Source organism: Mycobacterium sp. E1747 (assembly GCF_001667775.1).
In the GTDB taxonomy this organism is placed as follows: Bacteria; Actinomycetota; Actinomycetes; order Mycobacteriales; family Mycobacteriaceae; genus Mycobacterium.
On the sequence record NZ_LZJI01000040.1, the window covers coordinates 40,904 to 66,920 of the forward strand.

Annotated in this window: 22 protein-coding genes and 2 pseudogenes; 17 read left to right on the top strand and 7 right to left on the bottom strand. The window is 69.8% G+C overall.

What is annotated here, in order from left to right:
- Positions 1 to 29 precede the first annotated feature (29 nt).
- Complete coding sequence (locus A5695_RS27145) at positions 30 to 248, top strand: hypothetical protein (protein ID WP_082945813.1); 219 nt, start codon at positions 30 to 32, stop codon at positions 246 to 248.
- Between the two features lie 73 nt (positions 249 to 321).
- On the opposite strand, the gene A5695_RS02910 is transcribed toward A5695_RS27145, so the two are convergent.
- Complete coding sequence (locus A5695_RS02910) at positions 322 to 735, bottom strand: F420-dependent biliverdin reductase (protein ID WP_068077873.1); 414 nt, start codon at positions 733 to 735, stop codon at positions 322 to 324.
- 35 nt (positions 736 to 770) lie between these two features.
- Here A5695_RS02910 and A5695_RS02915 point away from each other — a divergent pair, with 35 nt between their 5' ends.
- The 4 genes from A5695_RS02915 to A5695_RS02930 are packed head-to-tail and all read left to right on the top strand — an operon-like array spanning position 771 to position 4,166.
- Complete coding sequence (locus A5695_RS02915) at positions 771 to 1,520, top strand: SDR family NAD(P)-dependent oxidoreductase (protein WP_068077875.1); 750 nt, start codon at positions 771 to 773, stop codon at positions 1,518 to 1,520.
- On the top strand, positions 1,517 to 2,689 hold the full coding sequence (locus tag A5695_RS02920; RefSeq protein ID WP_068078139.1) for a bifunctional cobalt-precorrin-7 (C(5))-methyltransferase/cobalt-precorrin-6B (C(15))-methyltransferase: 1,173 nt from the start codon (positions 1,517 to 1,519) through the stop codon (positions 2,687 to 2,689). Before A5695_RS02915 ends, A5695_RS02920 begins: the two co-directional genes overlap by 4 nt.
- A complete protein-coding gene (cobM, locus tag A5695_RS02925; RefSeq protein ID WP_068077878.1) occupies positions 2,686 to 3,441 on the top strand; it encodes a precorrin-4 C(11)-methyltransferase in 756 nt (251 codons plus the stop codon). The genes A5695_RS02920 and cobM overlap by 4 nt, the downstream gene beginning before the upstream one ends.
- Positions 3,438 to 4,166: a cobalt-precorrin-6A reductase gene (locus A5695_RS02930; protein ID WP_156749432.1), complete on the top strand. Its 729-nt coding sequence runs from the start codon at positions 3,438 to 3,440 to the stop codon at positions 4,164 to 4,166. Before cobM ends, A5695_RS02930 begins: the two co-directional genes overlap by 4 nt.
- A gap of 1 nt (position 4,167) precedes the next feature.
- Here the strand turns inward: A5695_RS02930 and sigC are convergent, their stop codons facing one another.
- Positions 4,168 to 4,725, bottom strand: a complete 558-nt coding sequence (sigC, locus tag A5695_RS29380) for an RNA polymerase sigma factor SigC (RefSeq protein WP_231974698.1) — start codon at positions 4,723 to 4,725, stop codon at positions 4,168 to 4,170.
- A 180-nt stretch (positions 4,726 to 4,905) separates the two neighbouring features.
- Positions 4,906 to 5,631, bottom strand: a pseudogene (locus A5695_RS29995) (DUF2275 domain-containing protein); the annotation flags it as partial.
- Positions 5,632 to 5,674: 43 nt separating this feature from the next.
- Here A5695_RS29995 and A5695_RS02940 point away from each other — a divergent pair.
- A complete protein-coding gene (locus A5695_RS02940; protein ID WP_068077882.1) occupies positions 5,675 to 7,261 on the top strand; it encodes a PPE family protein in 1,587 nt (528 codons plus the stop codon).
- Here the strand turns inward: A5695_RS02940 and A5695_RS02945 are convergent.
- Genes A5695_RS02945 through cobG form a run of 3 tightly spaced genes read right to left on the bottom strand, consistent with a single transcriptional unit; the run spans position 7,258 to position 10,532 of the window.
- Entirely contained in the window at positions 7,258 to 8,739 is a 1,482-nt protein-coding gene (locus tag A5695_RS02945) for a precorrin-2 C(20)-methyltransferase (protein ID WP_068077887.1), read from the bottom strand. The genes A5695_RS02940 and A5695_RS02945 overlap by 4 nt on opposite strands.
- On the bottom strand, positions 8,736 to 9,362 hold the full coding sequence (locus tag A5695_RS02950) for a precorrin-8X methylmutase (RefSeq protein ID WP_068077889.1): 627 nt from the start codon (positions 9,360 to 9,362) through the stop codon (positions 8,736 to 8,738). Before A5695_RS02950 ends, A5695_RS02945 begins: the two co-directional genes overlap by 4 nt.
- Before the next feature lie 9 nt (positions 9,363 to 9,371).
- Positions 9,372 to 10,532, bottom strand: coding sequence for a precorrin-3B synthase (gene cobG / locus A5695_RS02955; RefSeq protein ID WP_068077891.1), 1,161 nt, complete (start codon positions 10,530 to 10,532; stop codon positions 9,372 to 9,374).
- 103 nt (positions 10,533 to 10,635) lie between these two features.
- On the opposite strand from cobG, the gene A5695_RS02960 reads away from it, so the two are divergent.
- From A5695_RS02960 to A5695_RS02995, 8 genes are all read left to right on the top strand, one after another.
- Positions 10,636 to 11,463, top strand: coding sequence for an ABC transporter permease (locus A5695_RS02960; protein WP_082945814.1), 828 nt, complete (start codon positions 10,636 to 10,638; stop codon positions 11,461 to 11,463).
- A 10-nt stretch (positions 11,464 to 11,473) separates the two neighbouring features.
- Positions 11,474 to 12,229 (top strand): ABC transporter ATP-binding protein, encoded by a 756-nt coding sequence (locus A5695_RS02965; protein ID WP_082945815.1) that lies wholly within the window; start codon positions 11,474 to 11,476, stop codon positions 12,227 to 12,229.
- Positions 12,226 to 13,242 carry an ABC transporter substrate-binding protein gene (locus tag A5695_RS02970; protein WP_068077896.1) on the top strand — a complete coding sequence of 339 codons (1,017 nt, stop codon included), beginning with the start codon at positions 12,226 to 12,228 and terminating at the stop codon, positions 13,240 to 13,242. Before A5695_RS02965 ends, A5695_RS02970 begins: the two co-directional genes overlap by 4 nt.
- Positions 13,243 to 13,255: 13 nt before the next feature.
- Entirely contained in the window at positions 13,256 to 14,347 is a 1,092-nt protein-coding gene (locus tag A5695_RS02975; RefSeq protein WP_068077899.1) for an LLM class flavin-dependent oxidoreductase, read from the top strand.
- Between the two features lie 253 nt (positions 14,348 to 14,600).
- Positions 14,601 to 15,269 (top strand): alpha/beta hydrolase, encoded by a 669-nt coding sequence (locus A5695_RS02980; RefSeq protein ID WP_197515341.1) that lies wholly within the window; start codon positions 14,601 to 14,603, stop codon positions 15,267 to 15,269.
- Between the two features lie 3 nt (positions 15,270 to 15,272).
- Positions 15,273 to 18,848, top strand: coding sequence for a cobaltochelatase subunit CobN (cobN, locus tag A5695_RS02985; protein ID WP_068077903.1), 3,576 nt, complete (start codon positions 15,273 to 15,275; stop codon positions 18,846 to 18,848).
- Positions 18,849 to 18,950: 102 nt separating this feature from the next.
- On the top strand, positions 18,951 to 19,337 hold the full coding sequence (locus tag A5695_RS02990; protein WP_068077907.1) for a PPOX class F420-dependent oxidoreductase: 387 nt from the start codon (positions 18,951 to 18,953) through the stop codon (positions 19,335 to 19,337).
- Positions 19,338 to 19,342: 5 nt separating this feature from the next.
- Positions 19,343 to 20,197, top strand: a complete 855-nt coding sequence (locus A5695_RS02995) for a type 1 glutamine amidotransferase domain-containing protein (RefSeq protein WP_068077912.1) — start codon at positions 19,343 to 19,345, stop codon at positions 20,195 to 20,197.
- 5 nt (positions 20,198 to 20,202) lie between these two features.
- Here A5695_RS02995 and A5695_RS03000 read toward each other — a convergent pair whose 3' ends face one another.
- The gene (locus A5695_RS03000; protein ID WP_068077915.1) at positions 20,203 to 20,910 is read right to left on the bottom strand and encodes a dienelactone hydrolase family protein; all 708 of its coding nucleotides are present in this window, start codon (positions 20,908 to 20,910) and stop codon (positions 20,203 to 20,205) included.
- A 73-nt stretch (positions 20,911 to 20,983) separates the two neighbouring features.
- On the opposite strand from A5695_RS03000, the gene A5695_RS03005 reads away from it, so the two are divergent.
- The 3 genes and pseudogenes from A5695_RS03005 to lnt all read left to right on the top strand — a co-directional run bounded on the left by A5695_RS03005 (position 20,984) and on the right by lnt (position 26,017).
- Positions 20,984 to 21,520: an FxsA family protein gene (locus A5695_RS03005; protein WP_068077918.1), complete on the top strand. Its 537-nt coding sequence runs from the start codon at positions 20,984 to 20,986 to the stop codon at positions 21,518 to 21,520.
- Positions 21,521 to 21,625: 105 nt separating this feature from the next.
- Positions 21,626 to 23,158 carry an amidohydrolase gene (locus tag A5695_RS03010; RefSeq protein ID WP_156749439.1) on the top strand — a complete coding sequence of 511 codons (1,533 nt, stop codon included), beginning with the start codon at positions 21,626 to 21,628 and terminating at the stop codon, positions 23,156 to 23,158.
- Positions 23,159 to 23,435: 277 nt separating this feature from the next.
- Positions 23,436 to 26,017: pseudogene (lnt, locus tag A5695_RS03015) on the top strand (apolipoprotein N-acyltransferase).

Here is a 26,017-nt window from a genome sequence, read left to right on the forward strand (position 1 = left end):
AACCAAAGCAACAAGATAGGAGGTGTGAAGTGAGCGAGAGGATTGCTGGCAAGACGTTCTCTACACCCGAAGAGGCGGGCGTGACTCCGCCGACAAAAGAGGAGCTGGCAGAGGCGGAAAGGATCTTTGACGAGTTCGAAGAGAAGATTAACGCTGTGGCTCCGGAAGATCGAGTGGCAGATGTATCTCCCAAATTTTGGGATGACATTTCAGGTACGGAATTTGACCCACGCCGGAAAGACCATTAAAGGCACGATGCTGACGCTGGTCGCCGTGGCTGGCCGGGTCGCTTGACCGATACCTTCGATGAATATGCCAGGACTACGCCTCGCCCCGGTCCAGCAAGCCCGACGACCCGAGCACCCGCTCCACGTGCACCTCGATGACCACCCGCCGCGGGTTTGGCCGCGGGGTGCGATAGCGCTGCGCGTACCGCAGTTCGGCGTCACGCACGGCGTCGACGTCGCTGTTGACCTTGGACCGGCCCTCCAGCGACAGCCACCGCGCGCCGTCGACCTGACTGAGCACCGCCACCCCGCCGCGGTCGGCGTTCACCGCCTTCTGCGATCCGCCGGTGGTGATGACCCGCGCGATGTGCGTCTTCGGATCGAAGGTGAACCCCACCGCCACCACGTGCGGCGAATTGTCGGCTCGCAACGTGGTCAGCATGGCCAGATGCCGTTCGGACAGAAACGCCAAAGCATCGTCGGTGAGCCGGGTAGTGGTATTCGCCATCACCGCCCACGCTAGCGCAGGACATAATCGCAGCCGTGGACGACACGGGCGCAGGGCCAGTACTGATCCTGGGCGGGCGCAGCGAGATCGGCGTCGAGCTGGCACGGCTCCTGGCGCCCGGGGCGACGGTGGTACTGGCCGCGCGCAGGGCCGACCAACTCGGCGAGCAGGTCGCCGCGTTGAAAGCCGCCGGGGCCAAAACGGTGCACACCAGGGAGTTCGACGCCGACGACCTGGATTCCCACGGTCCATTGGTCGCCGCGGTCGTCGCCGATCAGGGACCCATCGCCACAGCGATACTGGCCTTTGGAATCCTCGGCGATCAGGCCCGGGCCGAGGCCGAGGCCGCCCACGCGGTCGCCGTCGTGCACACCGACTACGTCGCCCAGGTCAGCATGCTCACTCACCTGGCCGCGGCGATGCGGGAAGCCGGCAGAGGCCAACTGGTGGTGTTCTCGTCGATCGCCGGCGCACGGGTGCGTCGCGCCAACTATGTCTACGGTTCGGCCAAGGCCGGCCTGGACGGCTTCGCGAGCGGGCTGGCCGACGCCCTGCACGGCACCGGCGTGAAAGTGCTGATCGCCCGGCCGGGTTTCGTGATCGGACGCATGACGCAAGGCATGGATCCCGCGCCGCTGTCCAGCACGCCCGCGCAGGTGGCCAAAGCGACGGCCCGCGCGCTGACGAAGGGCCGGCGCACCGTGTGGATCCCGTGGGCGCTGGGACCCGCTGCCGCCGTGATGCGCCTGCTGCCGCCGTCCTTATGGCGCAGGATGCCGCGATGATCATCGTGGTGGGCATCGGCGCCGACGGCATGGTAGGGCTCACTCAACGGTCCCGCGATGAATTGCAAAGGGCGACAATAATCTACGGCTCGAAGCGGCAACTCGACCTGCTCGACGACACCGCGCCGGCGCCCCGCCGGCAGTGGCCCTCGCCGATGCTGCCTGCGCTGCACAGGTTGCTCGACGAACACACCGGCGACGTGCACGTGGTGGCCAGCGGCGACCCGCTACTGCACGGCATCGGGGGCACGCTGATCCGGCTCTACGGCCCCGACCACGTCCGGGTGCTGCCGCACGTGTCCTCGGTGGCGCTGGCGTGCGCTCGAATGGGCTGGAGCCTGCACGAAACGGAGGTGATCAGCCTGGTCACCGCGCCAACGCACAGCGCGGTACGCCGCGGCGGCCAAGCAATCGTGCTATCGAAGAACGCCGCCACACCGAAAGAACTCGCCGCACTCCTCGACGCGCACGGCCGCGGCGACTCCGAGTACACCGTTCTGGAAAACCTCGGCGGCCCAGCCGAACACCGCCACGACGGCACCGCACACCAGTGGGCTAACGGCGCGGCGACGGATGTCGACGACCTCAACGTCATCGCCATCCGCTACCTGCCCGACAAGCGACTGTCGCCGCTGCCCGACGACGCGTTCGTCCACGACGGACAGATCACCAAACACGGAATCCGCGCGATGACACTCGCGGCACTGGCCCCGCGCCCGGGTGAACGCCTCTGGGACGTCGGCGCGGGCTCGGGCAGCATCAGCGTCGAATGGTGCCTCATCGGAATCAGTTGCAGTGCAGTAACATTCGAAAGTGACGAACGACGCCGCCACAACATCGGAGTCAACGCCGCGGCCTTCGGCGTCCCGATCGACGTACGCGGTGCGGCGCCGGACGCGTTCGGCGGGCTCGAGCCGCCGTCGGCGATCTTCATCGGTGGCGGCCTCACCCAACCCGGCCTGCTGGACGCCTGCCTCGACGCGCTGCCGGCCGGCGGTCGTCTTGTCGTCAACGCGGTCACCGCGGAGTCCGAAGCCGTCCTGGCACAGTCATATTCGCGTCTGGGAGGCGAATTGCGGCGGTTCCAGCACTATCACGGCGAGCCGCTCGGCGGCTTCACCGGATGGCGGCCGCAGATGCCGGTCACGCAGTGGGCGATGACGAAATGACCGTCTATTTCATCGGGGCGGGGCCGGGCGCCGCCGACCTGATCACCGTCCGCGGCCAGCGGCTGCTCGAGGCCTGCCCGGTATGCCTGTACGCGGGGTCGATCATGCCTGACGACCTGCTGGCGCTGTGCCCGCCCGGCGCGAGAGTCGTTGACACGGGGCCGCTGACGCTGGAGCAGATCATCGGCGAACTCGCCGACGCCCACGCGTGCGGTCACGACGTGGCGCGGCTGCATTCGGGTGACCCGTCCCTCTACAGCGCGCTGGCCGAACAATGCCGCCGGCTCGACGCGCTCGGCATCGACTACGAAATCGTGCCCGGAGTGCCGGCTTTCGCCGCAGCGGCGGCCGCGCTCAAGCGTGAGCTCACGGTTCCCGGCGTCGCGCAGACGGTGACGCTGAGCCGGGTGGCCACCCTGTCCACCGCCATGCCGCCCGGTGAAGAGCTCGCCAGCCTCGCCCGGTCCGGCGCGACTCTGGTCCTGCACCTGGCGGCCGCCCAGATCGACGCCATCGTCCCGCAGCTTCTCGACGGCGGCTATCGATCCGAAACACCCGCCGCCGTCGTGGCTTTCGCGAGCTGGCCGCAAGAGGCGGTGCTGCGGGGCACCCTCGGCGACCTCGCCGGCCAGATGCACCGGGCCGGCATCACCAAGACCGCGGTAATCATCGTCGGAGACGTGCTGGCCGCCGAGGGGTTCACCGACAGCTACCTCTATTCGACCGGCCGGACACGGGGGAGCGGGCACTGATGCGAGTGCTGCTGCTCGGCGGCACCGGCGAAGGCCGCGCGCTGGCGAAGGCGATGCACCCGGACATCGACATCGTCAGCTCCCTGGCGGGGCGGGTGCCCGACCCCGCGCTGCCGGTCGGTCCCGTCCGCATCGGCGGCTTCGGCGGCGTCGACGGGCTTCGGCGCTGGCTGCTCGACGAACGCATCGACGCGGTCATCGATGCGACCCACCCCTTCGCGGCGACCATGACAGCGCACGCCGCGCAAGCCTGCCGTGACCTTCGGATGCCGCATCTCGTGCTGGCCCGTCCGGCCTGGGACCCGGGCTCCGCTATCGTCGTGGAATCCGACTCACGGGCGGCGGAAACCGTTGCTGAGCAGGCATTTTCGCGGGTTTTTCTCACCACCGGGCGATCGGGGATCAGGGCCTTCGCCGACAGCGACGCGTGGTTTCTGATCCGCGCGGTCACCGAACCCGACCCTACCGCGCTGCCGCGCCGCCACCAGCTGGTGCTGTCCCGCGGCCCGTATCGCTACGACGGCGAGGTTGCGCTGATGAGGGAACATCGCATCGACGCCCTGGTTACCAAGAACAGCGGCGGGGAGATGACGCGGGCGAAGCTGGATGCGGCTGTGGCGCTGGGCATTCCGGTGGTGATGGTCGGGCGGCCACCGCTACCGCCTGGAGTGACGGCGGTGGGCAGCGTCGAAGAGGCCGTCGCATGGGTGACGCGGCTGAATTGAATTAGCCCGTCAGGTCGTCGCGTTCGACGTCTGCGGCCAGCAGCGCGTCGCGAGCGCGTGCGACGCGGGATCGGATGGTGCCCACCGGGCAGCCGCACACCGCCGCGGCGTCGGCGTAGGGCAGGCCCAACAACTGGGTGAGCAACAGGGCTTCCCGCTGCTCGGGGGCGAGGCCCGCGATCATCGTCGTGACCTCGACCAAGTCTTCGAACCCGCGGGCGTGACGATCGCCGCGCATCACGCGTTCCGGGTCGGCGCCCAGGGCGGCGCGCGGGCGTGACTGGACGTGGCGGATGTGGTCGGCCACCACGCGGCGCGCTATGGAAAGCAACCACGTTCGGGCACTCGACCGTCCGGAGAACCGTTCGATGGCGCCGATCGCGCGCAGAAAAGTCTCCTGAGTCAGGTCGTCCGCGCTACCCGCATCGGACAGATAGGTGACGAACCGCCACACGTCCTGCTGGGTGGCCTTGATGAATGCCTCGAGTGCCCGGTCGTTCCCACGCGCGGCGGCCAATGCGAGCTCGGTAACGGCCTCGTCATCGCTGGACGCGATCATGGCGAACCACCTTTGTCTCGCGGGCTCCGTGAGTCTACGACGGCCTGTCGTAGCGGCCGCGGCGGGGTCAAGGGCGGACCTGTTGATGGGCCACAAGTGAGCGCGGCGCCGCTCGGTGGGGTTCTCGGCTGGCCAAGCCGGGTCGTACCCGACATCAGAGGACCCCATCCGATCCGACCTCACTCGTTCCCGCGCCACCAACAACGCGAACGCAAGGCCCAACAACAACGGCATGTGGCTGGCGATGCGCGTCGCCGTGACCTCGCCGGCGAACGCGTCGACGATCACGTAACCGAGGAGCGCGACCGAATAGACGCCCGTGATCGCGGCCACGCCGATGGCGGCGACCGGCCAGACACCGGCGGCGACCATCGCCAGGCCCAATGCCAGCAGCCAGGCGGTCGACTCGTGCAGCAGATGCTCCCCCGACATTGCGCCGTGCATGTGGCTCGACACCATGCCGAAATCGATACCGCTGATCTGCGCGGCGGCGATCGCCACCTGAAATAGCCCGACCGCGATCAGGCCCCACCGCCGGTAGTGCGAACGCAGCCAACGCATCCTGCGCTGGTGCCCGGAGGACTCTTCGCCGATGTTCGCCATGATTCGCGAGACCAGGTCGGGCCCGTCAACCGGCTCCATCGAGGCGAGCCGACGGGTCTGCGCGGCGGCGCCGATGAGCCAGGACCGGCATCGCCGGCACGATTCGAGATGGGCATCCACCTGCTGCGCGAGCGCCTGGGGACGCTCGCCGTCCAATCGAGCCGAAAGCGCCTCACGTGCCGCGTCACACCGCATCCCTGCATCGTTGCGCATGCCCGGTCCGCGCGCAAAGAGCATCGAAATCAAACGGCGGGAACTAATCGGTCCGGCGAACCGACCACTGGATGTCAACAGCCCCGACATTCACCGAAGAGGTATTCGCGTTGCTGCCCGGAAACCCCCGACGATGACCGCCCCGATCTGGATCGCTTTTCCGCCCGAGGTGCACTCGACCCTGCTCAGCAGCGGTCCCGGACCCGGGCCGATGCTCGCCGCCGCCGTGACGTGGTCATCGATGAGCAGCCAATACGCCGAGGCCGCAGAGGAACTCACCGGGCTCCTGGGCGCCGTGCAGGGCGGCGCATGGGAGGGAGCCAGCGCCGAGCAGTACGTCGCGGCCCATGCCCCGTATCTGGCCTGGCTGCTCGAGGAATCCGCCAAAAGCGCGACGGCCGCGGCGTTGCACGAGGCGGCGGCGGGGGCATACACCGCGGCGCTGGCCGCGATGCCGACGATGCCGGAGCTCGCGGCCAACCACGCGACGCATGGGGCGCTGGTGGCGACGAATTTCTTCGGCATCAACACCATTCCGATTGCCGTGAACGAGGCGGACTACGCGCGCATGTGGGTGCAAGCCGCCACGACGATGACCGCCTACCAAGTGGCCGCCGAATCCGCGCTCGCGGCGGTCCCCACCACCACACCCGCGCCCACGATCGTGGCCCCGGCCGCGGAGGCGACCGTCGCGACGGTGCAAGCCGCCGACACCCAGCAGCAGGCCGCACAGACCTACCCGTCCTGGCAGGATCAGCTGACCGCGTGGCTGCAGCAGTACACCAGGAATTTCGCGTGGCCGGTTTCCAAAGACCTCAACCCCGGTGGCTGGCCGTTTCCGCCGGTGCCGTTCGTCAACGGCCTCGCTTCGTTCTTCGGTCAGTTGGGCTTCTCGCCGGCGCTGTCCAGCGCCCTGGGCTGGGCGATTTTCCACACCCTGATGATCTTCTGGCCCTTCATGCAGGTCGCCATCCAGATGGCGGTGGTGCTGGCGCCGATGGTGGTTTCCGTCCTGGGCGCCGCCGCGGCCGGGGGAGTGGCGGCCGCGGTCACCGCGATCAGTGTCGCGGCCCCGCTGTCGGCCGCCGCGCCGCTGCCGGCCCCCGCGGCCGCGCCGGCACCAATGGCGACCGCGACGGCGCCGGCGATCGGCACCGCCCCGGCCAGCGCGAGCAGCGCCCCGACGATGTCCAGCGCCCCAGCATCGACGGTGGCCAGCCCGGCCGGTGGCGGACCGGCCGGTGGCGGCCCGAGCGCCGGCTTCAGTCCCACGGCCACGGACGGTATCGGCGCGGGCATGTCCGACGCCCTATACGCCGTGGGACTGTCCGGGCTGGCGGCGCGCGGCAGCGCCGGCGGCCGGGCGCGCCGCAAGTCGGAGGAGCCGGCGCCCGATGACGTCGACGCACCCGCCGCGGCCGCCGCGGCGGCCGCAGCTAAGAGGAAGGCGCGGGCCCGGCGGCGCCGCCCCGGAACGGCTACCGACCGCGCCTACCGCTACGAATTCATGGACCTCGATCACGATTCGAGCGTGGACGACGAAACTCCGGACGACGCCGTGCGCGCCGCCGATCAGGGCGGGGGACCGCTCGGATTCGCCGGTGCCGCAGCGAGATCCGGTCTCAGGAGGCCGAGCGGGTTGGCGACGCTGACCCGCGAAGGCTTCGGTGACGGCCCCACCGCGCCGATGATGCCCAGCAGCTGGGGCGGTGACGATTAACCGGGCGGGTAGCGCCGGGGAGTGAACACCCGGTCGCCGGAATCGCTTGCATGCCACTGGGTTTGGGAAGACCCGACGATCAGCAGGCAACGCATGTCCACCTCGGCGGGGTCGAGATCGGCCAGCCGCACCACGCGGACATTCTCGTCGGGTCCGGAGACATTGCGCCCGATCACCACCGGCGTCCCGGGTTCGCGGTGTTCCAGCAGCAGGTCGCGCATCGCGCCGACTTGCCACGTTCGCGACTTGGACGCCGGGTTGTAGATGGCCAGCACCAGGTCGGCGGCGGCCGCGGCGGCCAGCCGCTCGGCGATGATGTTCCACGGCTTGAGCCGGTCGGACAGCGAGATCACCGCATAGTCGTGGCCCAACGGAGCGCCGACCCGGCTGGCGACGGCTTGGGCGGCCGTCATCGCCGGAATCACCCGGATCCTCACTCCCGGCCATTCTTTGGCCTCTTCCAGCACCGCGGTGGCCATCGCGAACACCCCCGGATCCCCCGACGACACCACCGCGACGGCCCGCCCTTCCTCGGCCAGCGCGCAGGCCAATCGGGCGCGCGCGGGTTCGTCCGTGTTGTCGCTCGGGTGCCGGCGTTGGCCGTCGCGCACCGGCACGCGGTCCAGATAGCCGGCGTAGCCGATCAGGTCGGTGGCGCCGGCCAGCTCGCGCCGGCTCTGGGGGGTCATCCACTCGCGATCGCCGGGCCCCAGGCCGACCACCGCGACGGTGCCGGCGACCGGTGACTGCCGTCCGCGGCGCCCGCCCGGCAGCATCGCCAGCGAGAAGTAGGGCACGCCGGCCTCGTCGACGTCGGCGGCGGGCAGGATCCGCTGCCCGGCGGTGCTGGCCCGCTCCACGTAGTAGGCGTCCTCGAGCCGTCCTGACTCCGAAAGCGCTTCGCGCACAGCGTGATACGAGCGGCCGAGCTTGAGCACCACCGCGGCGTCCGCGTCGGCGAGGCGGCGGGTGAGCTCAGCGACCGGCAGGGTGCCCGGCAGCACCGAGAGCACCTCGTCGCCGGCCACCAACGGGCTCGCGATGGCCGCCGAGGCGGCGCTGACCGACGTCACCCCCGGCACGATGACGGCGTTGAACCGCTGCGTCAACCGGGTGTGCAAATGCATGTACGAGCTATAGAACAGCGGGTCACCTTCGGCGAGCAGCGCGACATTGCGGCCAGCGTCGAGGTGAGCGGCGATGCGCGCGCTGGCTTCCACATAGAAGTCCTCGAGCGCGCCGGCGTAGCCGCCGGGATGGTCGGTCACCTCGGTGGTCACCGGGTAGATCAAGTGCTCCTCGATCTGGTCGGGCCGTAGATATGGTTCGGCGATGCCACGCGCGATGCTGCGGCCGTGCCGGGCGCTGTGGTAGGCCACCACGTCGGCCTCGCCAATCACCCGCGCGGCCTTGACGGTCACCAGTTCCGGGTCCCCGGGCCCCAGCCCGACGCCCCAGAGCGTGCCCCGCGGCGTCATTCGCGGTCGCTCGCTATCGCATTGACGGCGGCGGCGGCCATGGCGCTGCCACCGCGGCGGCCCCGCACCACCAGATACGACATCCCGCGCGGGCGGTCGATGAGCTCTTGCTTGGACTGGGCCGACCCGACGAATCCGACCGGCCCGCCCAGGACCCCGGCCGGTGGGGAGACCCCTTCGTCGATCAGTTCGAGCAACCGGAACAGGGCGGTGGGCGCGTTGCCGATGGCAAGCACGGCGCCGGGCAGCCGGTCGGCCCACAGCTCCACCCCCGCGGCCGAACGAGTCGTGTGCCGGCGAGCGGCCAGCTCCGCGGCGCGCGGGTCGGCCACCAGCGACACCACCTCGTTGCCGGCCGGCAGCCGCGCGCCGGTGATCCCGGCGGCCACCATCGACGAATCGCACAGCACCGGGGCGCCGCCGCGCAAGGCGGCGCCGACGCGCGCCGCGACGTCGTCGGTGTAGGCGATGTGCTCGGCGACGTCGACCTGCCCGCAGGTATGGATCAAGCGCACCACCACCCGCGCGATGTCGTCGGGGAAGCGGGTCAGGTCGGCTTCGGCCCGAATGGCCGCGAACGACTGGCGATAGATCTCAGCTGCGTCGCGGATGTAGTCGAGCACCCGATTACCCTAAGGTTCTGGCGGCGACCCGCTGCGCCCGGCTTCGCCGCGCTGGCGATCGCCGCGAAGCTGGCGGTATCCGTGGCCGGTCGCCAGCAGCACCTCACCGATAAGTGGGCTGCCGCACGCGCGGTCGCAGCCGACGAAGTGGCGATGCCTTCCCGCATCCGCGCCCACTGCCGCGGCCGCGTCGGCCCGGACATCGGCGAGCGAATGCGCGCACCCGGGGCTGCCGGTGCAGGCGCTGACATCGAGCCAGGGCGAGTTCTCGTCGAAGACCAGACCCAACGGGGCCAGCACCCGCAGCGCGACGTCGGCGAGGCCCTCGTCGAGATCGCACACCAGCACCGAGCGCCAGGGCGTGATCACCAGCGGCGCCTCGATCGCCGCCAGGTATTCCGCGACGCTCGCCGACAGCACCCCCAGTGGCACCGCGGCGCCGAGCGCCACCCTGCCTTCTTGGCCGGGCCAGTCCTGGTCGATCCAGCCCACCGGCGGCCTGGTGATCGCGGGGTATGCGACGGCGCCGAGTTCCGCGCCGGGCAGCAGACTCTCGACATCGTCCAATTCGTTGACACGCCAAGCGCTTCCACGCGTCGTCGCAAAACGTGTCGCGATGCTGAGCAGCGTCTCGATCACCTCGCCGGCCGTCAGCCGCAGGCCGGTGTCGCGTCCGGCAAGCAGCAACGCCCAGCCGTCACAGAGTGCGTGCACCCCGACATCGGCGCACAGGCCCGAGACGTCCGCGCGCCCGTCATCGAAGCTGAACCAAAATCGGCCGCCCAGCTCGACGAGGCTCGGCTCGGCGCAGATCGCCGCGTCCAGGTCGGCGACCCACGGCCGCACGTCGACAGCCCCGCCGGCCCGGCCAGCCAGGGGCGACGACACTATGTTGCGTACCCGCTCGTGCGTCGCGGAGGGCAACAGGCCCGCGTTGGCGATCGCCTCGGCCGCCGCGCTCACCTCGGTGATCCCGCGTAGCTGCACGTTGCCGCGCGCGGTGAGCTCCAGCGTCCCCGAGCCGTGTTCGCTCGACACCCGCGCGAGCGCCCCCAACTGGGCCGCGGTCAGCATGCCGCCGGGCAGCCGGATCCGCGCCAAGGCGCCGTCGGCGGCCCGGTGCACCTGCAGCGCACCCGGGCATGCGTCGGTGTCGCGCATCCTGGCCACCCATCCACGGTACGGCTACACCCGCTCCCGTGGTGGTCGAGGTTGTCGTCAGGCAGATGAAAACCCTTACGCGACCGGCTCGGCCGGCCTTAGCGTCGACATAGTGAGCATCACCACCACGCTCGCTGCTTCGTCGGCCGACACACGTAGCGCTCCGGCGTCCGGTCAGACCGGCTTGTGGGGCCGCCGCAAATGGGAATTCGTGCGCATCGCGTCCCCGCTCGCCTTGCTCGCGTTGTGGCAGCTGGGCAGCGCTCTCAACGTGATCCCGCAGGACGTTCTCCCGGCCCCGTCCCTGATCGTCGATGCGGGCCTGGAGCTGACCCGCAGCGGCCAACTCGCGAGTGCGCTGCACATCTCCGGCATCCGGGTCCTCGAGGGACTCGCCCTGGGCGGTGCAATCGGCGTGGCGGCGGGCGCGGCCGTCGGCCTGTCCCGCTGGCTGGAATCGACGGTGGACCCCCCGATGCAGATGATCCGCGCCTTGCCGCACTTGGGCCTGATTCCGCTGTTCATCCTGTGGTTCGGAATCGGTGAACTGCCAAAAGTCTTGCTGGTGGCGCTGGGTGTGGTTTTCCCGCTGTATCTCAACACCTTCTCGGCGATCCGACAGGTCGACCCGAAGTTGTTCGAAACGGCTGACGTGCTTGGCTTTTCGTTCCTTCAGCGGTTGACCCGCATCATCGTGCCCAGCGCCGCGCCACAGGTGCTGGTAGGTTTCCGGCAGTCGTTGGCGATCGCGTGGCTGACATTGATCGTGGCCGAACAAATCAACGCGGACAAGGGAATCGGCTTCCTCATCAACAACGCTCGCGATTTCCTGCGGATCGACGTGATCATCTTCGGGCTGACCGTCTACGCGCTGCTTGGCATCGCCACCGACGCGATCGTCCGCCTCATTGAACGCCGCGCTTCGCGGTACCGGAACTGAAAGGGCAGGTTTGACACTCACCGCGGAACCCGGGGCGATGGCGCACGCGCGCCCTCGGATCGCCGGCGAGCTGCGCCACGTCGACAAGTGGTACGGCAGCAGGCAAGTGCTCAAAGACGTTTCGCTGCGCGTGGCCTCCGGCGAGATTGTCGCCCTCCTGGGCCGGAGCGGCTCGGGCAAGTCGACCGTGCTGCGGGTGCTGGCCGGGCTCTCGCGCGACCACGACGGCGACCGGGTGGTGGCGGGCGCGCCGACGCTGGCTTTCCAGGAGCCACGGCTTTTTCCCTGGCGCGATGTGCGGACCAACGTCGGCTACGGCCTCACCCGCAGCGGGTTACCGAAGGAGCAGGTGAGGCGCCGCACCGAGCGGGCGCTGGCCGACGTCGGGCTCGCCGACCGCGCCGATGCGTGGCCGCTGACATTGTCGGGCGGTCAGGCGCAACGCGTTTCGCTCGCGCGTGCCCTCGTCGCCGAACCGCAGCTATTGCTGCTCGACGAGCCTTTTGGGGCGTTGGATGCGCTGACCCGACTGACCATGCACGCGCTGTTGCTCAATCTGTGGCGTCAACACGGGTTCGGTGTGCTGTTGATCACCCACGACGTCGACGAAGCGGTCGGGCTGGCCGATCGGGTGTTGGTGCTCGAGGAAGGCCGCGTCGTGCACACCTTGGCCATCGACGAGCCCCGCCGCGCCCCGGGGGATCCCGGTCCACACACCGAGCAGCACCGAGCGGAGCTGCTACACCGGCTGGGGGTGCGGCTTTGACCCGGTGGCTAGCAGTCATAGCGCTGGCCGCGGCTACCAGCTTGCTGCTGCCGGGATGCGTTGCACGCAAATCGAATTCGGGACTGTCGACCGCACCGGCGGCCGTGCCGTTGTCGGAGCTGTCGGGTCTCACGCTGCAGGTGGGCGACCAGAAGGGCGGCACGGAATCGCTACTGCGCGCCGCCGGCCAGCTGGACAACCTGCCGTACCGCGTGGCGTTCTCGACCTTCACCTCTGGGCCGCCGCAGGTGGAGGCGGCGACGGCCGGCAAGATCGACTTCGCGATCACCGGAAACACGCCGCCGATCTTCGGGGCGGCCAGCAATGCCAAGATCAAGGTGGTCTCCGCCTACGGTGGTGGCGGCGCGGGCAATCGCATTCTGGTCCATGCTGATTCACCGATCAAGGCGGTGGCTGACCTGCGCGGTAAGGCCGTCGCGGTGGCCAAAGGCAGCTCGTCGCACGCGAACCTGCTGGCTCAGCTGGACAAGGCCGGGCTCAAGGCGTCGGACATCAAACCCGTTTACCTGCAACCCGCCGACGCGCTTTCGGCGTTCAGTCAACGCCGGGCCGACGCGTGGGCCATCTGGGATCCCTACACGGCACAGGCCGAGCAGCAGAGCCCCGTGCGCAGCATCGCCGAGGCGCAGGGCGTCACCAACGGCGATTGGCTCGGGGTCGCGTCGGATCAGGCGCTGGCCGACCCGAAACGCAACACCGCGTTATCGGATCTGTTGGTGCGTTTCGATAGGGCGGTGCAGTGGGCGAGGGCTCACCCGCAGGAATGGGCCCAGGACTACGCCGCCGCAGTCGGGTTGGATCCACAGGTCTCGGCGGTGGCGCAGGGTCGCAGCCTGCGCCTGCCGACAGAACTCGGCGATGACGTGATCGCCTCGGAGCAGCGCCTGGCCGACCTGTTCGCGGCGGCGGGTCAGTTGCAGTCGTCACCCGAGTTCGCCGACTGGGTCGATCGTCGATTCAATGAGGCGCTGCGGCCGAGCCTCGCCAGCTGATTGGAGGGGATGCATGTCGGCGAAGTTCTTCTGGTTCCTGCCCACCACCGGCGACAGCCGGTCCATAGTCGGGGGGTCGCATGCGTCTTCGCACCATGTAGTCCCGGCCGGCCATCGCGCGCCCAGCCGGCGATACCTGGCAGAGGTGGCCCGGGCCGCCGATCGCCTCGGCTACGAGGGCGTGCTCACGCCCACCGGAACATGGTGTGAGGACGCGTGGTTGACCGCGGCGGCGCTGCTGGCCGAAACGGAGCGGTTGAAGTTCTTGGTGGCCTTCCGCCCCGGGCTGGTGCCCCCGACTCTTGCGGCGCAGCAGGCCGCGACGCTGCAACGGTTTTCGGACGGTCGCGCGCTGCTGAACATCGTCAGCGGCAGCGACGATCGTGAGCAGCGCCGCTTCGGCGACTGGCTCGACCACGACGAGCGCTACGCCCGTACCGGCGAGTTCCTGCAGATCGTCAATTCGGTGTGGCGCCGCGACGCCGTCAACTTCACCGGCAGGTACTTCCACGTCGAAGACGCGCGCGTGTCGGCGCCCCCGGACCCGTTGCCGCAGATCTACTTCGGTGGTTCGTCACCGCCCGCCCTTGCGATCGCCGCCGAGTTCGTCGATGTGTATCTCACTTGGGGGGAGCCACCGCATGCGGCAGCCGAGAAGATCCAAAAGGCGCAAGCGTTGGCGCACGAACATGGCCGCAGCCTGCGGTTCGGCATCAGGCTGCACACGATCAGCCGCGACACCTCGGCCGCCGCGTGGGCCGTCGCCGAGGAACTGGTCAACGAGCTCAGCGCCGAACAGATCGCGAATGCGACTGAGCTGCATGCCCATTCGGAATCCGAAGGCCAGCGGCGGATGACGGCGCTGCATGGCGGTCGCCTCGACCAGCTGGAGATCTACCCCAATCTGTGGGCCGGGGTCGGACTGGTGCGCGGCGGCGCAGGTACGGCGCTGGTAGGCAGTCACGAGGAGGTCGCGAATTTGATCGTCGAATACCACTCGCTGGGCTTCGACGAATTCATCTTGTCGGGCTACCCCCACCTGGAAGAGGCGTACTGGTTCGCCGAGGGCGTGCTGCCGGTCCTACGCCGAAAAGGCGTGGCCTGAATTCGCAGGCAGCAACGGGACCCGCTTATGCAAGAGACTCAGAATCCTTCCCGGTGGCTCGCTATGCCGGGCCGGTGACTTCCGCCGGGCACCGGGTGGGAGCTCGGTTTCCGCCGCCAACCACCCAGCTCGACGGGGTCCGCGGTCGTGGAGCCACCGGGCCGGCCGATCGGGTTGTCGCCGTACTTAGTGATCTGTGGGCCATGTGTCGTCTGGCGATTCAATCCCCGCTGCGCCGGGCATCCTCGTGGCCGTGAGAACGATGGAATACGCCCCGGGCCGGTTGGCCGACGTTTACGGTGATCCGGCCCAGCCGGTGGTCCTGCTGTGGCATGGCATGCAGACCGATGCGCGTGCGGCCTTCGGTCCGCTCGCCGGCATGCTCGCCGAGCGTGGCGCGGCGGTGGTGGCGCCGGACTGGAACTCCCACGCCGACGACGGCGGGCGCGGGGATTTGTCGCGGTCGCTCGACTTCACCCGGGAACGCGCCGGCGACCCCGATGGCGTCGTGCTGGTCGGGTGGTCCATGGGTGGGTGCGCCGCGGCCGGCCTGACCCTGCGCGGCGACGTCCGCTTGGCGCACACCATCTGCCTAGCCGGGGCTTTCATGGTGCCTGACCCGCTGACCGGTCGGGTGCCGACCGACGCGTTGACGGCGGTGCGCACCGGCACGCCGTTCACGTTGCTGCACGGCCTGGCCGACGACGTCGTCCCCGTGACGGCCAGCAGGGACTTCGCCAAAGCCCTGCGAGCGGTCGGCTGGCCGGTGGACTTGGTGGAGCTGGCGGCCGACCACGGGTCCATCGCGGGCGCCGACTACGACACGGTCGCGGATCGCTACGAGCCAGGCAAGAGCGCCGAGGCGCTGCGGGTCGCCGCGGAGGTCGCCGCCCGGATCGCGGCGACCCTACGGTACGAATGAAGGGTGGCTGAGCCGACCATCCTTTTGCTGTCGACGTCCGACACGGACCTGATCAGCGCCCGCTCCAGCGGAAAAAACTATCGGTGGGCCAACCCCTCCCGCCTGGATGAGAGCGTGCTGCCCGAGCTGCTGGCAGATGCCTCGATCGTCGTGGTCCGCATCCTCGGCGGGTATCGCGCCTGGCAGAGCGGCATCGACACGCTGATCGCCAGCGGTGTACCGACGGTGTTGGTCAGCGGCGAGCAGGCCGCCGACGCCGAGCTGACCGGCCTGTCCACGCTCGCCGCCGGCATCGCGGTGCAGGCGCACATCTACTTAGCGCACGGCGGCGTCGAAAACCTCCGCCAGCTGCACGCCTTCCTATCCGACACCGTGCTGATGACGGGCTTCGGGTTCAGCCCGCCTGTCGTGACGCCGACGTGGGGCGAGCTCCAGCGGCCGAACGCCGCCGAGACTGACGGCCCCACAATCGCCGTCCTGTACTACCGCGCGCAGCAACTGGCCGGCAACACCGGCTACGTCGAGGCGCTCTGCCGCGCCATCGAGGATGCCGGCGCGCGACCGCTGCCGGTCTATTGTGCGTCGCTGCGGACCGCCGAGCCCGAACTGCTGCAACGGCTGGGCGACGCCGACGCCATGGTGGTCACCGTCCTGGCCGCCGGGGGACTGAAGCCGGCCACGGCGTCCGCCGGTGGCGACGACGACAGCTGGAACGTCGAACACCTTGCTGCCCTTGACATTCCGATCCTGCAGGGATTGTGCCTGACCAGTTCTCGGGCTCAGTGGAGCGAGAACGACGACGGGCTCAGCCCGCTCGACGTGGCCACGCAGGTAGCGGTGCCCGAGTTCGACGGCCGCATCATCACGGTCCCGTTCTCCTTCAAGGAGATCGACGACGACGGGCTGATCTCCTATGTCGCCGACCCGGAACGGTGCGCACGGGTCGCGGGCCTGGCGGTCCGGCACGCGCGGCTGCGCCAGGTCAACCCGCCCGACAAGAGGGTGGCCCTGGTGTTTTCGGCCTATCCGACCAAGCACGCCCGGATCGGCAACGCGGTGGGCCTGGACACACCGGCCAGCGCCGTCGCCCTGCTTCGCGCGATGCGCGAGCGCGGGTACCAGGTGGGCGACATCCCCGGGCTGGACGCCAACGACGGTGACGCCCTGATCCACGCCTTGATCGAACGCGGCGGTCAGGACCCCGACTGGCTCACCGAGGGGCAATTGACGGGCAACCCGATCCGGTTGTCCGCCAAAGACTATCGCGCCTGGTTCGCCACCCTGCCCGCCGAACTGACCGACGCGGTGACACGGCACTGGGGCCCGCCGCCCGGCGACCTGTTCGTGGATTGTACGAACGACCCGGACGGTGAAATCGTCATCGCCGCAATGCAAGCCGGCAACGTGATGCTGATGGTGCAGCCACCCCGCGGCTTCGGCGAGAACCCGGTGGCGATCTACCACGACCCCGACCTGCCGCCCAGCCACCACTACCTGGCCGCCTACCACTGGCTTGACACCGGATTCGGTTCGCACGCCGTGGTGCATCTGGGCAAGCACGGCAACCTGGAATGGCTGCCCGGCAAGACGCTGGGAATGTCGGCCGCGTGCGGATCCGATGCCGCGCTCGGCAATCTGCCCCTGATTTATCCCTTCCTGGTCAACGACCCGGGCGAAGGCACCCAGGCCAAGCGGCGGGCGCACGCGGTGCTGGTCGACCACCTCATTCCGCCGATGGCGCGCGCCGAAACCTACGGCGACATCGCCCGGCTGGAGCAATTGCTCGACGAGCACGCCAACGTCGCCGCGCTGGATCCGGGCAAGCTGCCCGCCATCCGCCAACAGATCTGGACCCTGATCCGGGCCGCCAAGATGGACCACGACCTCGGGCTGACCGAGCGCCCCCCGGAGGACTCCTTCGACGACATGCTGCTGCACGTCGACGGGTGGCTCTGCGAGATCAAGGACGTACAGATCCGCGACGGCCTACACATACTGGGCCAAAAGCCTTCGGGCGAAACCGAACTCGACCTCGTGCTGGCGATCCTACGCGCCCGCCAGCTGTTTGGTGGCGAGCAGGCCATCCCCGGGTTGCGGCAGGCGCTGGGCCTTGCGGAGGACGGCACCGACGAACGCGCCTCGGTCGATTCGGCCGAGGCCGCGGCCCGTGGACTCGTCGCGGCCCTGCAGGCCAGCGGCTGGGATCCCGATGCCGCCGGACGCATCACCGACAACCCCGAGATCGCGGCGGTGTTGCGGTTCGCGGCCACCGAGGTGGTGCCCCGGCTGGCCGGCACCGCGGCCGAGATCGACCAGGTGCTCAACGCGTTGGACGGTCGATTCATCCCGGCCGGGCCGTCGGGCTCACCGCTGCGCGGCCTGGTGAACGTGCTGCCCACCGGGCGCAACTTCTACTCCGTCGACCCCAAGGCGGTGCCGTCGCGGCTGGCCTGGGAAGCCGGTGTTGCCCTGGCGGATTCGCTGCTGACCCGCTACCGCAACGATCATGGGCAGTGGCCCGAGTCGGTGGGGCTCTCGGTGTGGGGCACCTCGGCGATGCGAACCGCCGGCGACGACATCGCCGAAGTGCTTGCTCTGCTGGGGGTCCGGCCCGTCTGGGATGATGCATCGCGACGCGTCGTCGACCTCACCCCCATCCCGGTCGCCGAGCTGGGTCGCCCGCGCATCGACGTGACCGTGCGAATCTCGGGCTTCTTCCGCGACGCTTTCCCGCACGTGGTGACGATGCTCGACGACGCGGTGCGGCTGGTCGCCGGCCTAGACGAGCCGGCCGACGACAACTACGTGCGGGCGCACGCGCAGGCCGACCTGGTGCAGCACGGCGACGAGCGTCGTTCCACCACAAGGATTTTCGGCTCCAAGCCGGGCACCTACGGCGCGGGGCTGCTGCAGCTGATCGACAGCCGCAACTGGCGCGACGACGCCGACCTGGCGCAGGTCTACACCGCGTGGGGCGGCTTTGCCTACGGCCGAGAACTGGAGGGCCGCGAGGCGGTCGACGACATGAACCGTCAGTACCGGCGCATCGCGGTGGCAGCCAAGAACACCGACACCCGCGAACACGATATCGCCGATTCCGACGACTATTTCCAGTACCACGGCGGCATGGTGGCCACGGTCCGGGCGTTGACCGGGCAGGCGCCGGCCGCCTATATCGGTGACAACACCAGGCCCGACGCGATCCGGACGCGGACGCTGTCCGAGGAGACCGCCCGGGTGTTCCGCGCCCGCGTGGTCAATCCGCGCTGGATGGCGGCGATGCGCCGGCACGGCTATAAGGGTGCCTTCGAAATGGCGGCGACGGTGGACTACCTGTTCGGCTATGACGCGACGGCGGGGGTGATGGCCGACTGGATGTACGAGCAGCTCACCCAGAGTTACGTGCTGGACCCCGAAAACCGGAAGTTCATGGCGGAGTCCAATCCTTGGGCACTGCACGGTATGGCCGAACGGCTGCTGGAGGCCGCGGGCCGCGGCATGTGGGAACGGCCGCAACCGGACACGCTCGACGCCCTGCGCCAGGCGCTGTTGGAAAGCGAGGGTGACCTGGAGGGCTGACCCCCGTGACGCGAGGGTGCGCCTGGCCGCACACTGGGCCCAACGAGAGTGCGTCTGGCCGCACATTCGGCACGAGGGGGCTGACGAGCGTAGGTTGACACCGTGACGCCGACCTTCGCCGATCTCGCCAAGGCGCAATACCTCCTGCTGACCACGTTCACCAAGGACGGCAAGCCCAAGCCGACGCCGATCTGGGCCGCAGCCGATCAGGATCGGCTGTTGGTCATCACCGGAGAAAAGTCGTGGAAGGTCAAGCGGATCCGCAACAGCCCGCGGGTCACGCTGGCCACCTGCACCATGCAGGGCAAACCGACCAGCGAGGCCGTCGAAGGCACCGCCGCCATCCTCGACAAGTCGCAAACCGCCGCCGTCTACGACGCGATCGGACGGCGTTACGGCGTAGTGGGCAAGGTCTTCAACTTCTTCAGCAAGCTGCGCGGCGGCATGGACAACAACGTCGGCCTCGAACTGAAAGTCGCCCCGACGTAAGGCCGATGGGCGCCGTCCTCATCCCGATCCCCGACCGCGACTTCGACCCGACCGAGGTCGCCGTCAGCTGGCGCGTCCTGGCCGACCACGGGCATCGGGTGGTGTTCGCCACCGAGAGTGGGGCACCCGGCGCGGCGGACGACATCATGGTGAGCGGCCGCGGCCTGGATATCTGGTCCGCCCTGCCGGTGCTGGGCGCCCTTCCGGCCATCGGGCTGATGTTGCGCGCGAACAAAGACGGACGCAGCGCGTATCGGGACATGTTGAGCGCAAACGAATTCCAGCACCCCGTCGCTTGGGCCGAAGCCACCCTTGACGGCATCGACGCGCTGCTGTTGCCCGGCGGGCATCGGGCCCGCGGAATGCGCAGCTACATCGACAGCGACATCCTGCATCGGCTAGTGGTGCAAGCTTTCAGGCGTGGCATCGTCGTCGCCGCCATCTGTCACGGTGTGCTGCTCGCGGCCCGCAGCGTCGACCCCGAGACGGGCCGCTCGGTGCTCTACGGGCGCCGGACCACGGCCCTGACGTGGGCGATGGAGCGCCTGGCGTGGCGGTTGACACGCGTGACCCGGTTCTGGGACCACAACTACTACCGCACCTACACCGAGCAGCCCGGCCAGGCGACAGGGTACATGTCGGTGCAGGCGGAAGTCACTCGCGCACTTGAAGATCCGACCGATTTCCGCGACGTGGCGCGCGGTTCACCGGACTGGCGGCGCAAAACCTCCGGCGTGGCGCGCGACACCGCCACCGACCCGCGGCCCGCATTCGTCGTCGACGACGGTGACTACGTATCGGCGCGCTGGCCCGGAGACACCCACACGTTCGCGACGGTGTTGTCGCGCAAGCTCAACTGACGCGGCTACGTCGTCGCGCCCGCCGCCAAGTGCTCGCCGAAGAACGCGAAGACGCGGCCCCAGGCGTCCTCGGTAGCTGCTTTGTCGTGGCCGAATCCGACGATCCGAAGCAGGGGTTGGGCGGGCAGGTCGTTGGCGAAGCTGTGTCCCGCACCGGGATAGACCTTCACATCGGCGGTGATGTTCTTCTTGGCGATGGTCTCGCGCAGCTTCTCGGGCGCGCCGCGACCGAACGGGTCGCGGCCGCCAAGGCTCGCCACGATCGGGCACGCCCCGTCCAGCGTCTTGTCGAGGTTGCGGGGCAGGGGAGTGCCGTAGAACGGGGCGGATGCGCCGAAACCTTTGGGAGACATGACCAATGCGTACTGGCCGCCCATGCAGAACCCCGCGATGCCGACCTGGCCGGAACATTCCGGCAGGGCCTTCAGATGATCGCGCGCCGCCAGAATGTCGGAGAGGGCGCGGCCGCGTTGCGTCTGCAGCTCCTTCAGCACTCGGGCGACGCAGCGGATACGGCCACCCCGCGCGTACATGTTGGGGGTGATCGCCACATAGCCGGCCTGGGCGATGCGCTTGTTCGTCGACTCCTTGTCGCGGGCGTAGCCGAACACGTCATGAATCACGACGACGCCCGGCCACGGGCCCTGACCCGAGGGAAGGTCCAGCAGCGCGTCGATCGGTCCTTCGGGCGTGTCGATCTCAATCGTGGTCATAGCGTCATCTAACTGCAATCGCCCCGCACACCACCATGGGAACTTCGGCGCAGTCGACGAACGTTGCCCTGGCATGCTGTCACGGCTGTTTCTCGGCTACGCCATCGTCGAACTCGCGGCGGTCGTCGCGCTGGTCTCGGCGATCGGGTGGGGCTGGACGCTGCTGGCGCTGGCGGGCACCTTCCTGCTCGGATGGGGCCTTCTGGTGCCGATGATGGGCTCGCACCTGCTGCGTCAGGTCGGCCACCTGCGCTCCGGTCTGGCCGAACCGCGCGCCGCGCTGCGGGACGGGACGCTGGTCTCGCTGGCCGCCCTACTGGTCCTGCTACCCGGGCTCGTGACCACGGCGCTCGGCCTGCTGTTGATGGTTCGGCCCGTACGGTCGGTCGTCGGACCCGGTTTGGCCGCGATCGCGGTGCGCGGCCTGCGGCGGCGGATGCCGCTGCTCGCCGACACCACGCTGTTCGGCGCCGGCGCGCGCCAGCCGGGCGGCGCCGCGGCCGACGGCTACATCGACGGCGAGGTCGTCGACGTCCGCGACTACCGGCCGCCCGCCCTCGAAAACGAACCGGTGCGCGGCGGATTCCCGGGCCGGCCCGCCTGGGACTGATCGCCCCGCCCCGGCCCCACGTAGTTTTGCCCTGTGAGCCACACGCCGACCACGCTGCTGGTCAACGGCCGGGTGCACAGCCCGACCCATCCCGACGCCACCGCCATGGCGGTGCGCGGCGACGTCATCGCGTGGCTCGGTAGCGACGACGTGGCCCGCAACCTATTCCCCGAGGCCGTGGTCGAAGACCTGGACGGCGCCTTCGTGGCACCGGGATTCGTGGACAGTCACATCCACCTGACCGCCACCGGCCTGACGCTCAGCGGCCTCGATCTGCGCGCGACCGGCTCGCGGGCGCAGTGCCTCCAGCTGCTCGCCGACTACGCCGCCGCCCACCCGGGCCGGCCCGTCTGGGGGCACGGGTGGGACGAGTCGTCATGGCCCGAGAACAGCGCGCCGAGCACCGCCGACCTCGACGCCGTCCTGGGAGACCGGCCCGCCTACCTGTCCAGGGTCGACGTCCACTCCGCGCTGGCCTCGACGGCCCTGCGCCGTCGGGTCGCGGGGCTGCCGGCGGCGGCCGGCTTCGACCCCGACCAGCCGCTCACCGCCGACGCGCACCACCTGGTCCGCGCCGTCGCCCGCGACCTGCTCACGTCAGAGCAGCTGGCCGAAGCGCGCACCGCCGCCCTGCGGGCCGCCGCGGCGGCCGGCATCGTCGCGGTGCACGAATGCGCTGGACCCGAGATCGGCGGGCTCGACGACTGGCTGCAGCTGCGGTCGCTCGATCAGGGCGTCGAGGTGACCGGGTACTGGGGTGAAGCCGTGAGCACCCCGGCGCGGGCGCGGGCGCTCGTCGAGGAGACCGGGGCCCGCGGGCTGGCCGGCGATCTCTTCGTCGACGGCGCGCTCGGGTCGCGCACCGCTTGGCTGCACGAGCCGTACGCCGACGCAGCCGACCGGTTGGGCACCTGCTACCTCGACCCCGACGTCGTCGAGGCGCACGTGCGCGCGTGCACCGAGGCTCAGGTGACCGCCGGCTTCCATGTCATCGGCGACGCCGCGGTGTCCGCGGTGGTGGCCGCCCTCGAACGGGTGGTCGCCGACCTCGGCGCGGTGGCCGTCGCCCGGTGCGGGCACCGCCTGGAGCACCTGGAAATGGTCACCGCCGAGCAGGCCGCTCAACTCGGCCGATGGGGCGTCATCGCCAGCGTGCAACCCAACTTCGACGCGCTGTGGGGCGGCGCCGACGGCATGTACGCGCGGCGCCTGGGCGCCGATCGGGGCAGTCGGCTCAATCCGTTTGCGCTGTTAGCATCCCAAGGCGTGCCCCTCGCGCTTGGTTCCGATGCGCCGGTCACGGGCCTCGACCCGTGGGCGAGCGTGCGCGCAGCGGTCAACCACCACACCCCCGGCAGCGCGGTCTCCGCGCGGGCCGCGTTTGCCGCCGCGACCCGCGGCGGTTGGCGCGCCGCCGGCATTCACGACGGCAGGACGGGAACCCTGGTGCCCGGCGCGCCCGCCTCCTACGCCGTCTGGGACGCCGGGGCCCTGGACGTCCGCGCACCCCGCGGCGCCGTTGCGCGGTGGTCGACCGACCCGCGCGCCCGCGTCCCGGCCCTACCGCGTTTGGGCCCGACCGACGCCCTGCCACGGTGCCGACGAACGGTACATCGGGGCGCTGTCATCCATGGCTAGGGAACGGTTCGGCCGAAAAGACCGTCCCGGCCAGGCCGACGATTCCGACCCGGTGGCCGACGACCCGGGGGCGCATCCGGACCCCGACCCGATCAGCGACGAAGCCGAATCGGATCGCGACGACGAACCCGCCGACGTCGCCCCGGAAACCCCAGACGACGGCGCCACCGAACCCGGCGCCCCGCCTGTGACGCAGCGTGTGGGCGGCGTGGCCCTGCGGGCGGTCACGGGGCTCGCGGCGGGGTCGCTCGCGCGGCTGCCGGGCATCCGGGCCGCCATGCTGCCGCGGCTGGCGCGGTTGGTGTGTGCCCTAGCGGGTGGCGTACTGCTCTTCACCAGCTTCCCGTCGCTGAACTGGTGGTGGGGCGCGGTCGTCGCGGCCGCCCTGCTGGCATGGGTGCTCAAGCATCCGGCGACGACTGCGGCCGGCGGCCTGGGCTACGGGTTCCTGTTCGGGCTGGCGTTCTATCTGCCGCTGCTGCCGTGGGTCAGCACGCTCGTCGGCGCCGTGCCCTGGATGGTGCTGGCGATGACGTGTGCGCTGTTTCCCGCGCTTTTCGGTCTGTGCGCCGTGCTGGTGCGCGGGCTGCCGGGCTGGCCGGTCTGGTTCGCGCTGGTGTGGACGGCCCAGGAGTGGCTGAAATCGATCGTCCCATTCGGCGGTTTCCCGTGGGGAGTGGTGGCGTTCGGGCAGGCGCAGGGCCCCTTCTTGCCGTTGGCCCAGCTGGGGGGCCCCGCACTGCTCTCCATCGCGATCGTGCTGATTGGATTCAGCGCGACCGCGATGGAGCTGGAGATCGTCAAGTGGTGGCGCACCGGCCATCGGGTGCGGCGCGGTGTCGGCGGAGAGCAAGAGAAGGTGGATGCGGCACCGCCGGCGGTGGTGCTGCCGGGCGTCTGCATTTGCCTGGTGCTGTTCGCGTCCGTCGTCGTTTGGCCGCAGGTTCGGCACGCCGGCGCCGGGTCGGGCGGCGAGCCCTCGGTCACCGTCGCCCTGGTGCAGGGCAACGTGCCACGCCTCGGGCTCGACTTCAACGCCCAACGCCGGGCGGTGCTCGACAACCACGTCCGTCAGACGCTGCGGTTGGCCGAGGATGTCCGCGCGGGACATGCGCCACAACCCCAGTTCGTCATCTGGCCCGAGGATTCCTCTGACATCGACCCGCTGGCCAACGTCGATGCCGCGCTGGAAATCTCGCAGGCCGCGACCGCGATCGGCGCGCCGATCCTGATCGGTACGGTGTCGGAACTGCCCGGCACCCCACCGGAGAACCCCGAATACACCAACACGATGATCGTGTGGAATCCGTCCACCGGGCCGGCCGACCGGCACGACAAAGAGATCGTGCAGCCGTTCGGCGAATATCTGCCGATGCGGTGGCTGTTCAAGCATCTATCCGGCTACGCCAACCGGGCCGGGAACATGGTGCCCCGACCGGGCAGTGACGTCGTGCACATCGCCGGGGTGCCGATCGGCGTGGCCACCTGCTGGGAAGTGATCTTCGACCGCGGCCCGCGCAAAGCGGTCCTCAACGGCGCCCAATTACTGGCCGTGCCGAGCAACAACGCCACCTTCAACAAGACGATGAGCGAACAGCAGCTGGGCTTCGCCAAGGTGCGGGCCGTCGAGCACGACCGCTACGTGTTGGTCGCCGGCACCACCGGGATCAGCGCTGTGATCGCCCCCGACGGCGCCGAGTTGGTGCGCACCGACTTCTTCCAACCCGATTACCTGGACATTCAGGTGCGCCTGAAGACGAAGCTGACGCCGGCGACGCGCTGGGGCCCGATGCTGCAGTGGTTGCTGGTCGCGGCGGCCGCGGCGGCGATCCTGGCCGGGATACGGCAGAATGGTTGGTTCGCACGTCCGGTTCGTCGGAGGTCGGAGGCCCCGAACGAATCCCCAGACGCAGGTGCGCCCTCGGGCGAAACCCCGCTTGACGAGGACAGCCCGCCCGCCCAGGGCGGGGAGCAGGCGCCGCCGGAGGACGGCGGTGACTACACTCCGCTCCACGAGGGCGGCCGACGACCGTCGCGTAATTTCGGGCGACACAGAGGAGCTACATGACCACCGGCCAGCCGGCGCCCCGCGGCCCGGGGAATCGTCCCAGCGAGCGCGTCCTGGTGATCATCCCCACCTACAACGAGCGGGAGAACCTGCCGGTGATCCACCGGCGGCTCAGGGACGCATGCCCCCACGTGCACCTGCTCATCGTCGACGACAGCAGCCCCGACGGCACCGGCGAGCTCGCCGAGGAGCTCGCGGTCGCGGACGCGGGCCGCACCCACGTGATGCACCGCACCGCCAAGGACGGCCTGGGCGCGGCGTACCTGGCCGGCTTCGCGTGGGGCCTGAGCCGCGACTACTCGGTGCTGGTGGAAATGGACGCCGACGGCAGCCACGCGCCCGAGCAGCTGCACCGGCTGCTGGACGCGCTCGACGCCGGAGCCGATCTGGCGATCGGGTCGCGCTATGTCGAGGGCGGGTCGGTGCGGAACTGGCCGTGGCGGCGCTGGGCGCTGTCCTGGACGGCGAACACCTACGCGCGGCTCGCGCTGGGGATCGGTGTCCACGACATCACCGCGGGCTACCGCGCCTACCGGCGGGAAGTCCTCGAGGCGATCGGCCTCGAGGCGGTGGACTCCAAGGGCTACTGCTTCCAGATCGATCTGACCTGGCGCACCGTGTGCAACGGGTTCTCCATCGTGGAGGTGCCGATCACCTTCACCGAGCGTGAACTGGGCGTCTCCAAGATGAGCGGATCGAACATCCGCGAGGCGCTGGTCAAGGTCACCCGCTGGGGGATAGACGGCCGCAAGAGCGGCGCCGGCAGCCAACGCGCCAAAAACCGCACTTAG